The organism is Pseudomonas sp. LH1G9, assembly GCF_002949975.1.
Taxonomy (GTDB): Bacteria; Pseudomonadota; Gammaproteobacteria; order Pseudomonadales; family Pseudomonadaceae; genus Aquipseudomonas; species Aquipseudomonas veronii.
The window spans coordinates 1,950,023-1,963,492 of the sequence record NZ_CP026880.1 but is presented as its reverse complement, the minus strand read 5'-3'; the positions used below and the strand labels follow the sequence as shown (position 1 = coordinate 1,963,492).

At 62.7% G+C, this 13,470-nt stretch carries 11 protein-coding genes and 2 pseudogenes; 4 read left to right on the top strand and 9 right to left on the bottom strand.

The genetic code is table 11. The features are described from left to right. Positions 1-71: 71 nt before the first annotated feature. Positions 72-941, top strand: coding sequence for an oxaloacetate decarboxylase (locus tag C5F70_RS09280; RefSeq protein WP_017845749.1), 870 nt, complete (start codon positions 72-74; stop codon positions 939-941). Between the two features lie 20 nt (positions 942-961). Here the strand turns inward: C5F70_RS09280 and C5F70_RS31460 are convergent. Together C5F70_RS31460 and C5F70_RS31455 are read right to left on the bottom strand one after the other, a co-directional pair. Continuing rightward, positions 962-1,438: pseudogene (locus C5F70_RS31460) on the bottom strand (methyl-accepting chemotaxis protein); the annotation flags it as partial. A gap of 159 nt (positions 1,439-1,597) precedes the next feature. Next, positions 1,598-2,227: pseudogene (locus C5F70_RS31455) on the bottom strand (PAS domain-containing protein); the annotation flags it as partial. 289 nt (positions 2,228-2,516) lie between these two features. Here C5F70_RS31455 and C5F70_RS09270 point away from each other — a divergent pair. Both C5F70_RS09270 and C5F70_RS09265 read left to right on the top strand, forming a co-directional pair. After that, on the top strand, positions 2,517-2,897 hold the full coding sequence (locus C5F70_RS09270) for a RidA family protein (RefSeq protein ID WP_046383374.1): 381 nt from the start codon (positions 2,517-2,519) through the stop codon (positions 2,895-2,897). A gap of 139 nt (positions 2,898-3,036) precedes the next feature. Beyond that, positions 3,037-5,025, top strand: coding sequence for a U32 family peptidase (locus C5F70_RS09265; protein WP_104903155.1), 1,989 nt, complete (start codon positions 3,037-3,039; stop codon positions 5,023-5,025). A 40-nt stretch (positions 5,026-5,065) separates the two neighbouring features. Here the strand turns inward: C5F70_RS09265 and C5F70_RS09260 are convergent, their stop codons facing one another. Continuing rightward, a complete protein-coding gene (locus C5F70_RS09260) occupies positions 5,066-5,959 on the bottom strand; it encodes a DMT family transporter (protein WP_104903154.1) in 894 nt (297 codons plus the stop codon). Between the two features lie 109 nt (positions 5,960-6,068). On the opposite strand from C5F70_RS09260, the gene C5F70_RS09255 reads away from it, so the two are divergent. Next, positions 6,069-6,509: an Lrp/AsnC family transcriptional regulator gene (locus C5F70_RS09255; RefSeq protein ID WP_017845744.1), complete on the top strand. Its 441-nt coding sequence runs from the start codon at positions 6,069-6,071 to the stop codon at positions 6,507-6,509. A gap of 102 nt (positions 6,510-6,611) precedes the next feature. Here the strand turns inward: C5F70_RS09255 and xylB are convergent, their stop codons facing one another. From xylB to C5F70_RS09225, 6 genes are all read right to left on the bottom strand, one after another. Further along, the gene (gene xylB / locus C5F70_RS09250; protein WP_104903153.1) at positions 6,612-8,072 is read right to left on the bottom strand and encodes a xylulokinase; all 1,461 of its coding nucleotides are present in this window, start codon (positions 8,070-8,072) and stop codon (positions 6,612-6,614) included. 16 nt (positions 8,073-8,088) lie between these two features. Further along, positions 8,089-9,081 (bottom strand): LacI family DNA-binding transcriptional regulator, encoded by a 993-nt coding sequence (locus C5F70_RS09245; protein WP_046383370.1) that lies wholly within the window; start codon positions 9,079-9,081, stop codon positions 8,089-8,091. Between the two features lie 21 nt (positions 9,082-9,102). Beyond that, entirely contained in the window at positions 9,103-10,035 is a 933-nt protein-coding gene (locus C5F70_RS09240) for an ABC transporter substrate-binding protein (RefSeq protein ID WP_057004076.1), read from the bottom strand. A 34-nt stretch (positions 10,036-10,069) separates the two neighbouring features. Next, complete coding sequence (locus C5F70_RS09235; protein WP_104904548.1) at positions 10,070-11,038, bottom strand: ribose ABC transporter permease; 969 nt, start codon at positions 11,036-11,038, stop codon at positions 10,070-10,072. Between the two features lie 13 nt (positions 11,039-11,051). Next, positions 11,052-12,584: a sugar ABC transporter ATP-binding protein gene (locus C5F70_RS09230; protein ID WP_017845740.1), complete on the bottom strand. Its 1,533-nt coding sequence runs from the start codon at positions 12,582-12,584 to the stop codon at positions 11,052-11,054. Positions 12,585-12,747: 163 nt separating this feature from the next. Then, positions 12,748-13,290, bottom strand: a complete 543-nt coding sequence (locus C5F70_RS09225; RefSeq protein ID WP_017845739.1) for a cytochrome b — start codon at positions 13,288-13,290, stop codon at positions 12,748-12,750. Between the last annotated feature and the right edge of the window lie 180 nt (positions 13,291-13,470).

Genomic DNA, 13,470 nt, shown 5'->3' with positions numbered 1-13,470 from the left:
GCGTGGTAATCTCTGACGACTATGAATAGGCATTGATCGTCAGTCGACAATGACCAGAACCAGGAAAGATCATGCCCAAAGTGTCCCACTCAGCCCTGCGTCGTAATTTCCGTGAACTGCTTGCTACGCCCCTGTGCGTTGAGACGGCCTCTGTGTTCGACCCGATGTCGGCGCGTATCGCCGCCGACCTGGGCTTCGAGGTCGGCATTCTGGGGGGCTCGGTCGCTTCGCTGCAGGTACTGGCGGCACCCGATTTTGCGTTGATCACCTTGAGTGAGTTCGTTGAACAGGCCACCCGGATCGGCCGCGTTGCGCAGTTGCCGGTGATTGCCGATGCCGACCACGGCTATGGCAATGCCCTGAATGTCATGCGTACCGTCGCGGAGCTGGAACGCGCAGGCGTAGCGGCACTGACGATTGAAGACACGCTGTTGCCGGCGCAGTTCGGGCGCAAATCGACCGATCTGATTTCCATCGAGGAAGGCATCGGCAAAGTCAGGGCCGCCCTTGAAGCACGGGTCGACCCCGAGCTGTCCATCATCGCCCGCACTAACGCGAAGGTGTTGCCGACCGAGGCTGTGATCGAACGCACCCTGGCCTATGAAAAAGCCGGTGCCGATGGGATCTGCATGGTGGGTGTCAGCGACTTCGAGCACCTTGAGCAGATTGCGCAACAACTCACGGTGCCCTTGATGCTGGTGACCTACGGCAACCCGAAACTCAATGACAGCCAGCGCCTGGCAAGCCTGGGAGTACGCATCGTGGTGGCCGGCCACGGCGCCTACTTCGCAGCGATCAAGGCCACCTACGACAGCCTGCGCGCCCAACGTCAGCTCACCCACAGCACCTCGAACCTCAGTGCCACCGAGCTTACTCACACCTACACCCTGCCGGAGAGCTACGTGGCCTGGGCCAAAGAGTTCATGGATGTAGAGGAGTGAGACTGACCCCGGGTGCGCGTCTAGCCGACCCAGCCGACAGCGGTTTTCGGAACCACCTCCGACTCATCCAGCTTTGACGCAAACATGCTCACGGCTTGCACCGCATCGCTGGTGCTGGTGCGGATCTGCAGAATCACCGCACCCGCCTGGTCGGCCAGGCTGACGCCACGTTGCGCGCCTTCCTGGGTCGCGCTCATGCTGGCGACCGCGTCACGGGTTTCCGACAGAATCAGGCCGATCATCTCGGCAATCTCGGCAGTCGAACGGCTGGTACGCCCCGCCAGTTGCCTGACCTCATCGGCCACCACCGCAAAACCACGGCCCTGATCGCCTGCGCGCGCGGCCTCGATGGCGGCGTTGAGCGCCAGCAGGTTGGTCTGGTCGGCAATACCGCGAATGGTATTGACGATCGCAGTGATCTGCTCGGAACGATCACCCAACTGTCCCACCAGGCGTGCCGAGGCGCCGATGTTATCGGCAATGCGGCGCATTTCACTGGCGGTTTCGTGGATCACCTGGGTGCCATGTTCGGCGAAACGCTCGGTTTCCGAGGAAATATGGTAAGCGCGGGAAGCACCGCGTGAATCCTCCTCGAACTTCTCGACACGCTCGCTGATGTCGCTGGCGAACTTGACGATTTTGATCAGCTTGCCGTCGCCGTCATACACCGGGTTGTAACTCGCCTCCAACCACACCACGCGGCCGTGCTTGCCGATACGCTTGAATTGCCCGGTGAAGAATTCACCATTGTTCAAGCGCCGCCAGAAGTCGGCGTACTCAGGGCTGTTGACCTGGGCCGGTTCGCAAAACATACGGTGATGCTTGCCTTTGAGTTCCGTCAGTGAATACCCCATGACCGTGAGGAAATTCTCGTTGGCATCGAGCACTTGCCCGTTCAAATCGAACTCGATCACCGCCATCGCCCGGTCCAGCGCAGCCAGCTTGCTGCGGGTCGCCGCCTCCTGCTCCACTTTGCGCGTGACGTCGAGGGCGTACTTGACCACTTTCACGACCTGGCCGCGCTCATCCAGCACCGGGTTGTAGCTGGCCTCCAGCCAGATGATCTTGCCGTGGGCGTCCACCCGTTTGAATGTGCCCGAGACGAACTTACCGGCCCTGAGTTCCTGCCAGAACTCGGCATAGGCAGGGCTGCTGGTCAGCGCCGACGGGCAAAAATCACGGTGGGTCTTGCCGGCCAATTGAGCGCTGCTGTAACCCAGGGTTTTCATAAAGTTGTCATTGGCGCGCAACACCTTGCCATTGAGGTCGAATTCGACCACGGCCATGGAGCGCTCAAGCGCGGCAATCAATCCTTGGTATTCAGCGACTTCGGCCCTCCTGGCCGCCAGTTCTGTTTTTAGTGTGTGATTGAACATGACGTAGCCTCAGCCGTGCGTAGAATCGGGGGTTATCTCCTGCACTATCGGCCAATAAATACCGGACTTGACCGATGAAAAATAAATATCATTTGACGTCAAATACTCGTCGCTCGCCACGCCTGCAAAGCCGAAGAGTACTGATCCTCGCGCCCCCTGTGTTTAAATTGGCGCCCCTTTTCCCTGCCAAGAGAACGTCATGGCCAACCACGACCTGTCCTTCACCCCTGATCCGGATGCCGACTCGATTTCCTCCGACGTGATCGGCTTCAACGGCATCCTGGTCTCCACCCAGATCCCGACCCGCGCCGACGGCAGCCTGGAACTGGGCGACATCACCGCGCAAAGTGAATGCACGCTGCAAGCGCTGAAAGTCGCCCTTGAACGCGCCGGCAGTTCCATGGACCGGGTGATGCACCTGACCATCTACCTGACCGACATGGCCGACCGCGCGGCGTTCAACGAGGTCTACAAGCGCTTCTTCGCCAAGCCGTGGCCGGTGCGTGCCGCGGTTGGCGTGGCGGCCCTGGCGGTGGAAGGCATGCGTGTGGAAGTCACCGCGATGGCCGCCAAGGCCTGAACCCGCGTCGATTGAAACACCCGTCATTGGCCTGGCACCTTGCAGGCCAAGCCCGCCGGCGGCCCTGCGGTAGGTGCCGGTCAGGCGTTTCACGGCTACAATGCGCGCCTCGACCGTGACAAGCCTGACTAAAAAAACTATGTCCTTGCCCAAGCATCACCTGGAATTGCTCAGCCCTGCCCGCGATGTCGCCATCGCGCGCGAGGCCATCCTGCATGGCGCCGACGCCATCTACATCGGCGGCCCAAGCTTCGGCGCCCGCCACAACGCCTGCAACGAGGTCAGCGATATCGCGCAATTGGTCGAATTCGCCCGGCGCTACCACGCCCGCGTCTTCACCACCCTCAACACCATCTTGCATGACAACGAACTGGAACCGGCGCGCAAGCTGATCCATCAGCTCTACGACGCTGGCGTCGACGCGTTGATCGTGCAAGACCTGGGCGTGATGGAGCTGGATATCCCGCCGATCGAGCTGCACGCCAGCACCCAGACCGACATCCGCACCCTGGGCCGCGCCAAGTTTCTCGACCAGGCCGGCTTCTCGCAGCTGGTATTGGCCCGCGAGCTGAACCTGCAGGAAATCCGCGCCATTGCCGATGAAACCGATGCCGCCATCGAGTTCTTCATCCACGGCGCCCTGTGCGTGGCGTTCTCCGGGCAGTGCAATATCTCCCACGCGCAGAACGGCCGCAGCGCCAACCGCGGCGACTGTTCCCAGGCGTGCCGCCTGCCGTACACCCTCAAAGACGATCAAGGCCGCGTCGTCGCCTTTGAAAAGCACCTGCTGTCGATGAAAGACAACAACCAGAGCGCCAACCTGCGCGCCCTGGTCGATGCCGGTGTGCGCTCGTTCAAGATCGAAGGGCGCTACAAGGACATGGGCTATGTGAAGAACATCACTGCCTATTACCGCCAGCGCCTCGACGAGATCCTCGAAGACCGCCCCGACCTGGCCCGCGCTTCCAGCGGCCGGACCGCGCATTTCTTCCTGCCCGACCCGGAAAAGACCTTCCACCGGGGCAGCACCGATTATTTCGTCAGCGACCGCAAGATCGACATCGGCGCCTTCGACACCCCGACCTTCACCGGCCTGCCGGTGGGCGTGGTGGAAAAAGCCGGCAAACGCGACCTGCAAGTGGTCACCCATGAGCCGCTGTCCAACGGCGACGGCCTGAATGTGCTGGTCAAGCGCGAAGTGGTGGGTTTCCGCGCCAATATCGCCGAGGCCAAGGGCGAGTTCGAGGAAGACGGCGAGAAGCGCTACCGCTATCGCGTCGAGCCGAACGAAATGCCGGCCGGCCTGCATCAGTTGCGCCCCAACCACCCGCTGAACCGCAACCTCGACCACAACTGGCAACAGGCGCTGCTCAAAACCTCCGCCGAGCGCCGGATCGGCCTGTCGTGGGTCGCCCGACTGCGCGAAGAGCACCTGGAACTGAACGCCACCAGCGAAGAAGGCATCACCGCCAGCGTCGCCCTGCCCGGCCCGTTCGGCGTGGCCAACAAACCGGAACAGGCGCTGGACACCCTGCGTGACCTGCTCGGCCAACTGGGCACCACCGAATACCACGCCACCGCTATTGAGCTGGATGCGCCGCAGGCATTCTTCATCCCCAACTCGCAGCTCAAGGCCGCGCGCCGTGAAGTGATCGAAGCGCTGACAGCGGCGCGCATCGACGCTCACCCGCGTGGTGGGCGCAAGGCCGAAACCAGCCCGCCGCCGGTGTACCCGGAAGCGCACCTGTCGTTCCTGGCCAACGTGTATAACCAGAAGGCCCGGGATTTCTACCACCGCCACGGCGTGAAACTGATCGACGCGGCCTTCGAAGCCCACGAAGAAACCGGTGAAGTGCCGGTGATGATCACCAAGCACTGCCTGCGTTTCTCGTTCAACCTCTGCCCCAAACAGGCCAAGGGCGTGACGGGGGTGAAGACCAAGGTTGCGCCGATGCAGTTGATCCATGGCGATGAAGTGCTGACCCTGAAATTCGACTGCAAGCCATGCGAAATGCATGTGGTGGGCAAGATCAAGGGGCACATCCTCGGGTTGCCGCAGCCAGGCAGCGTAGTCGGCTACATCAGCCCGGACGATCTGCTCAAGACCATCCCGCGCGCGCCGCATTGATCGAACCGCGGGCGCGCTGCAACGGCGCGCTCGCTCTCGATCACTGCACTTGCACCACAGCTTTGGGGCGCCACCACCAGCCCCTTTGCAACCCGGCGGCAGCCAACAGAATCGCGGCGACGCCCAGCCATTGCAGCCAACCCAGGCGATGCCCGAAGGCAATCCAGTCGACCAGAATCGCCGCAATCGGGTAGATAAACGACAACGCGCCGGTGATGGCCGTCGGCAACTTCTGGATCGCCCCGTACAGCAACACATACATCAAACCGGTGTGTACCACCCCGAGCGTCAACAAGGCCGCCCAGGCGTTGTGCGCCACCAGCAGACTGTGCCACGGCACCAGCGGCGCCAGTAACAACGCACCGGTCGTGACCTGGATCAGCGCGATCAAATGCGGCGGTACTGCCTTCAGGCGCTTGATGATCAGCGCGGCAAGCGCATACAGAAATGCCGCGCCGAGGGCCAGGGCGATACCGGCCAGGTAATCGTCGCCGGTTGGCTGATTGCCATGGGCGCTGACAATCGCCAGCATCCCGAGGAATGCCACACTCAGCCACGCCAGCTTCGGCACGCTGAGCTTTTCACCGAGAAACAGCGCCGCCAGCATCACCAACATGAACGGCTGCACGTTGTACACCGCAGTGCTGATGGCGATGGACGCGCGGGAATACGATTCGAACAGCAGCAACCAGTTGCCGACAATGGCCACTCCGCTGAGCATCGCCAGGCCGAGCCCGGCCCAACTGAGCAGGTCCCGGCGCAGATACCCGAGCAGCGCGCACACCAGCAATAACGTCAGCGCCCCGATCACGCAGCGCCAGAACACCACTTCGAGCACCGATACGCCCGACACCAGTACAAACCAGCCAATGGTGCCCGAGATCAGCATGGCGGCGACCATTTCCCACGACCCGCGACGGATGGATGTATCCATGATTGAGACTCCTCAAGTGAGGCTCAATTATGGCAAGCTGGTTCGCCGCGGCTCCAGCGCCTAAAAAAGGCGAAAAGCCTCAATGACCTTTATTTATTAGGCGCACACCATGATCGACACCATCGACCAACAACTGATCGGCGCTTTGATGGACGACTCCCGGCTGTCCCTCAAGGCCCTGGCCGGCATCACCGGCCTGTCCTCGCCCAGCGTCGGCGAACGCCTGCGCCGCCTGGAAGAGCGCGGCGTGCTGACCCATTACACGGTCGACATCGACCCCAAACACTTCGGCTACCTGCTGCAAGCCATCGTGCGTATCCGTCCCCTGCCCGGCCAATTGCAGGAAGTGGAGCGGCAGATCCAGGCCATCCCCGAATTCACCGAATGCGACAAAGTCACCGGCGAGGACTGCTTCATCGCACGCCTGCATGTACGCACCATGGACCACCTCGACAGCCTGCTGGATCGGCTCAACGTCTATGCCGAAACCAACACCGCCATCGTCAAGAAAACCCCAGTGAAGCGGCGCCTGCCACCGCTGACGGACTAACGCCGACAAACCTTAGGTGGGGATAGCAGTGGTTCAGGCACTTATGCAGTGACTGACACTCCGCTATCGGGAGCAAGCTCCCTCCCACAGGGCCAGATCAAGTCAGTCGTGCAAAGCCTTGGCCGCGCCCAACAGCCCCTGAAACTTGCGATAACGCGCCTCCAGCACCGGCTGTTGCGCCACGTCCGGTACATACCGCGCCTTGACCGGCATGCCCGCCGCGAGCAACGCCGCGCCCTGCCCGATGGCCAAAAAGCCCAACTTCGCCGCGCCGATGCACGCGCTCAGTTCACTGCCGTGCAGCGTGAAGATTTCCCGCTGCAGGATGTTGGCCAGCAACTGCGCCCAATACTCACTGCGCGCGCCGCCACCCACCAGCGCACAGGCGGTGACGTCGGCGCCGCTCGATTGCACTGCGCGCAACGCGTCGAGCAGGCCAAAACCCACGCCTTCCATCACCGCATACCCCAGCATCGCCGGGGTGCAGTCGTGGCCCAGGTTCATAAAGCCGCCGCGTAATAAGGGGTCGTTATGCGGGGTGCGTTCGCCGGCCAGGTACGGCAGGAACAACGGCGTATCCAGCGGCACCGATTGGCCGATGGGCAACTGGGCCTGGACCTGATCCAACAGCGCCTGTTCATCCGGCATGCCCGTCAGGCGCGTGACCCAGCGCAAACAACTGGCGCCGGCCAGCATCGCGCCCATGGTGTACCAACGGTCGGGCAGCGCATGGCAGAAGCTGTGTACCGCGCTGGCCGGGTTGCCCGCCGCATGGTCGGTGATGGCGACAATCGCCGCGCTGGTGCCCAGCGTGATGAAACCGTCGCCAGCATTGATCGCGCCGATGCCGACCGCCGCAACCGGGTTGTCGCCACCGCCGCCGGCAATCACCACCTCGGCGCGCAAACCCAGTTCGCGGGCGGTCAGACACGCGCTTGCCGCACCGCCCTCCACCAGCCTGGGCATTTGTTCCGGCGCCAGGCCGGTGGCCCGCAGCATGGGGCTGAACCATTGACGATTGGCCACGTCCAGCCACAGCGTTCCGGCCGCATCGGACATCTCGCTGACGCGCTCCCCGCTCAAGCGCAGGCGCAGGTAGTCCTTGGGCGACAGCACGCAATCGATGGCCTTGAACACCTCGGGCTCATGCCGTTGCAGCCAGAGCAGTTTCGGCGCGGTCAAGCCGGCCATGGGCAAGCTGCCGGTGACATCGGCAAACCCTGGCCCAAGCTGTGCCGCTTCGGCCACCGCGCGCGAGTCGTCCCACAGAATCGCCGGGTATAACACGCGGTCGTCATCCCCCAGCAATACCGCGCCGTGCATTTGCCCGGACAGGCCGATGCACGCCACACGGGCAAACGATTCATGAGCGCGCAACACATCCAGCGCCTGCAAACAGGCTTGCCACCAGTCTTGCGGCGCCTGTTCGGACCAGCCGGCGTGCCGGCGCGAGACGCTCAAGCGCACGCCGGCCTGAGCCAGCACCGCGCCGCTGGCGTCCATCAGGATGGCTTTGAGTTCCGAGGTGCCCAGGTCGATGCCGAGGGAAACAGCAGTGTTCATACGCGAGTCATTCCAATCAATCACAGCCACAGGAGTTACGTATTTGCAGGGTCGGCTCCAGACGCACACTGCGGGTCGGCGCATCGGGTGCGGCCATGCGTTGCAGTAACAGGTTGACCGCACGAGCGCCGAGCGCCTGGACCGGCTGGGCGATCAACGTCAGGCGCGGCACAAAGAAATCCGCCCAATCAAAATCATCGAAGCCCACCAGCGCCATCTGCGCCGGCACTTCGATATGTGCATCGCGCAAGGCCTGCATGGCGCCGAGGGTCATCAGGTTGTTGCCGGCCATGATCGCGGTCGGCGGCGCAGCCAGGCCCAGTAACTGCACCGTGGCCTGGCGTGCCGGTTCGGTGTTGGAGCCGCCGTTGACCAGCAGTTGCGGATCGAACGCCAGCCCCGCGGCCGCCAATGCCGCGCGGTAACCAGCCACCCGTTCATCCGTGGTGCTGAACCCCGGGCGCCCGGCGATAAAGCCGATTCGGCGATGCCCATGGGCGATCAGGTGGGCAATCAGCGCCTGGGTGGGCTGGGTATTCGCCACCCCGACCTGATCGAATTGCTCACTCATCATCCGGTCCACCAGCACCGCCGGAATCTCGCTGGCCCGTAGATACTCCAGGGCCAGCGAACCGTTCGAGGGCGCCAACACAATGCCGTCGACGCGCCGGTGATGCAGCGCCGTGACCACCCGCAGCTCCTGCTCCGGGTCGTCGTGGGTATCGACGAACAGCATCATGTAGCCGTGCTTGGCGCACTCGGTTTCGATCGCGTGTACGGTTTCGCTGAAGTAATGATTGGACAGCGCCGAGATCGCCACGCCGATGGTGTTGGTGCTCGAACGCGCCAGCGAGCGCGCCAGGGTGTTGGGGATATAACCCAGTTCCTGGATCGCGCGCTGCACCGCTTGCACCGTGGCCGGGCTGACCTTGCGGGTGCCGTTCAACACATGGGACACCGTTGACGTCGACACCCCCGCTCTGCTTGCGACGTCATCCATGGTGACCACGGCGCTGTCCCCCTCAATGACTCAGTGTTTACTCGACCAGCCGCTGTACGTCGCGACGTTGTCGCGGGTGATCAGTTTGGGCGTGAGCAGCGTAACCGTTTCGGCCGGCGCTTTGTCGTTGAGAAGGTCATTGCCGATGTTCACCGCCGTCTGCGCCATGGCCCATGGGTCCTGGCTGGAGGACGCCTGGATCTGGGTGTCGGTCTTCAGCGCATTCTCGATATCCGGCGCGCCATCTACCGAGGTGATGATGATACCGCTGCGTTTAAGCTGCTTGGCCGCTAGGTCGCTGCCGATGGCCTGGGGGTCGTTGATCGCGAACAGACCGTCGATTTTCGCAAAACGCGTGAGGTAGCCCTGCATCACGTTCAGGCCGCCTTCACGCGAGCCCTTGCCGTCCTGGTCATCGGACAGCACCTTGATCTGCGGCGCAGCGGCCAAGGCGGCCTTGCAACCTTTGACGCGGTCGGTCACGGCGGTCACTTGCGGGCCGTTCTGGATAATCACGTTGCCTTTACCCGCGAGTTTGTCCACCAGGAATTGGCAGGCCAGTTTGCCGGCTTCGACGTTGTCGGTCTGGACGGTCGCGTTGACCCCCTTGGCGTCCACGTCCACCGCCACCACGACTATACCGGCGTCACGGGCTTTCTTGATCGCCGAGGCCATGGCGGAGGGGTCGACGGCGTTGATCAGAATCAGGTCGACCTTGGACGAGATGAAGTTGTCGATCTGCGAAAACTGCTTGCTCAAGTCATAGTCGGCCGACACCGACGTGACCTTGACGCCGGGGTTCAGCTCCTTGGCGCGGGCCGTGGCGCCGTCGGCCAGGGTCACGAAATACGGGTTGCCCAGCGAGCCCATGCTGATGCCCAGGGCTTTCAATTCACGCGCTTCCACGGCTTGGGACATCAGGGCAGCCAAGGCAATGACGGGAAAGATGTGTTTTAGGTTCATGTGGGTCTCTCTTGTGATTGTTGTAGGAGTGAACTCAGGTCCGCGCACCGGACTGGCGATAGCGATCCAGCGCGACCGCGCCGATGATCACGATGCCCTTGATGATGTACTGCCAGATATCCGAGACGCCCAGCAGCACCAGGCCATTGGTCAGTACCGCAATGATCAGTGCGCCGATCAGCGTGCCGCCGATGGTGCCGACGCCGCCGGTAAAGCTGGTGCCGCCGAGGATCACTGCAGCGATCGCATCCAGCTCGTAGGATTGCCCCAGTTGCAGGCCATTGGCGGCGAACAGGCGTGAAGCACTCATCACCGCGCCAAGCCCGGCCAACGCACCGGACATCGCGTAGACGAACAGCAGCACCTTCCACACCTTGATCCCGGAGAGCCGCGCCGCTTCCGGGTTGCCGCCCACCGAATAGATCTGCACGCCCATCACCGTGCGCCGCAGGATGAACCACGACAACGCCACCACCGCGACCGCGATTACCACCAACCACGGCACGCCGAGGATCGAGTCATTGCCGATAAAGGCAAACGGCAAGTTGGGGTTGAACACGGTCTTGTCGTCGGCCAGCAAACGCGCCAGGCCGCGCATGGCGGTCAGCGCGCCGAGGGTGACGATAAACGGCGGCAAGCGCATGAACGCGATCAACCCACCATTGACCAGGCCCAGCAACAGGCCAAAGCCAATCCCGGCGGCAATCCCGAACATGCCGAACTGCGGCGACATCGAGGCCTGCAACGCCACCACGGCGGACGCCGCGAGGATCGCGCCGACGGACAGGTCGATGCCGGCAGTGAGGATCACAAAGGTCATGCCCGCCGCCAGCACCACGTTGACCGAGGCCTGTTGCGTGATGATCGACAGGTTCTGCACCGTCAGGAAGTTTTCGCTGGCCAGGGCAAAGCCCACCAGCAGCAGGACCAGCACCGGCAGCATGCCGACGCTGCGCATCAGTTCCCTGAGCCGCTCGGCCTTGCCGATTGGCGGGAGGGTCATTGTGTTGTTCGAATCAGCCATGGGCAGCCACCTGATCGCCACCGGTGGCGAGGTCAATAATACGTTCCTGGGAAATGACGTGGCCCGAAGCCCCGCCGACTTCGGCCACCAACTGGCCTTCGCGCATGATCAGCACGCGGTCGCAGGTGCCGATGATTTCCGGCAACTCGCTGGAAATCACCACGACGCCTACACCGGCCTGCGCCAGTTGATTGATGATGCGGTAGATCTCGGATTTGGAGCCGATGTCCACGCCGCGCGTGGGTTCGTCGAGGATCAGCACATGCGGCTTGACCTCCAGCAGCCGCGCCAACAAGACCTTTTGCTGATTGCCGCCGGACAACGCGCCGACGTTGACCTTGCCCGACGCCACGCGAATCGACAGCGACTTGATCGCGTCCTGCGAGCGTTGCGCGGCATGCCGTCGATTGAGCACACCACCGGCATGGGCGTCCGGCACACAGGCGCAGACATTGATGTTGTCGGCCACGCTCATGTCCAGGAACAGGCCCTGGGCCTTGCGGTCTTCGGTGAGGTACACCACGCCGGCGCGGATCGCGTCGGCCGGGGTGCGCAGTTGGGTGACGGTCTTGCCCACCACTTCCAGGGTGCCGCCGGTGCGCGGGTCGGCGCCGAAGATCAGCCGCGCCAGTTCGGTGCGCCCTGCCCCCACCAGGCCGGCGATGCCCAGCACTTCGCCGGCATGCAGGTCGAAGCTGCAGTTGCGCACGCGTTTGCCATCGGCCATGTCGCGCACGCGCATCACCACCGCGCCAGGGTCATAGGCCGCGTGTTCCTTCTTGTAGAAACCGGAGAGGTCGCGGCCGACCATCATCTTCACCAATACCTCGGCCGACAGCGCGTCGCGGGTCAGTTCGCCGATGTACTGGCCGTCGCGCAGCACCGAAACCCGGTCCGACAGTTCGTAGATCTCAGCCATGCGATGGCTGATATAGATGATCGCCAGGCCCTGGCTGCGCAGTTGTTTGATCAGTGCGAACAGGCGATCGGTCTCGCGCGACGAGAGCGGCGTGGTGGGCTCGTCCATCACCAGAATTTTGGCGTGGGCATGCAGGGCGCGGGCGATTTCCACCAATTGGCGTTCGGCAATCGACAGGCTGCTGACCCGCGTCGCCGCGGTGAACTCGGCACCCAGGCGTTGCAGCACTTCCACGCAACCGGCCTGCATGCCCTGGCGGTCGATGGTCCAGCCACGGCGCAGTTCGCGGCCCAGGTAGATGTTCTCGGCCACGCTCAGGTTCGGGCACAGGCTCAGTTCCTGATAGATCACGGCGATGCCGAGGGCTTTGGCGGTGGCGGGGTCGAACGTGGCGACAGGCTGGCCGGCGATGCGGATGGTGCCGCCCGGGTCGGCCTGGTAAGCGCCGGAGAGGATTTTCATCAGGGTGGATTTGCCGGCGCCGTTCTCCCCCATCAAGGCGTGGATTTCGCCGGGGTAGACTTTCAGGCTGACATTCTTGAGCACGCGCAAACCGCTGAAGGTTTTGCTGATGCCCTGCATTTCAAGCAAGGGTTCGAGGCTCATGACTGAGCTCCTGAATTTATTATTTTTGTATTCGCGCTCCTTGGATCAGAGCCGATCACCACCGACTCTAATCAGATAGATTTGCTTACGCAAGCGCTTGCGTAGCCCGTTTGTCGCTTGATGAAACGTTTCATCAAGCGACTTAACCGCAACCTCAGCGTTCTTAACGTTTTGGCAGCATGCGCAGCAAGGTGTTGTCCCGCACCCAATAGTGGTGGAACAAACCGGCGGCGGCGTGCAGGCCGATCAGCCAATAACCGGCGCTGCCCAACCATTCATGCCAGTGCTTGAACTGCCTGGCCAGGTCGGGGTCCGCTGCGACCAGGGTCGGCAAGGAAAACTCGAAATACGGCACCGGTTTGCCTGCGGCGTTGAGCATCAGCCAGGCCAGCAGCGGCGTGACGATCATCAGGCCGTACAACGCCAGGTGCATCAGGTGCGACATGCCCGTCTGCCAGGCCGGCGGGCGCGGCACGATCGGTGGGCGCGGCGTCAGGCGCCCGAGCAGGCGCAGCCAGACCAGCAGGAAAATCCCGATACCGAACAGCGCATGGGCGCCGAGGAACAGCCCCTTGAGTGCGTGCCCGCGGGGCAACAGACCTTTGATTTCGATGCAACCGTACACGCCGACAAACAACGCCAGCATCAACCAGTGCAGAATCATCGACAGCCTTGAATAGCGCGCTGTCATCAGGTTTTCGCTCATAGAAAAGGCACCTTGTGCAGGGGTTGGGGCCGAACCCGGCCTTGATAAAGTCGCGGTCACCCTGCCCGGCTAGTCTTAAGACAATCTGAAGATCGCTGAAACGATCATTTTCGCCACCTTCAGACTTCGTTAAGAAATGCCTTTGATACTTCTCCCAACTTCACTTGGGAGGCATAACGC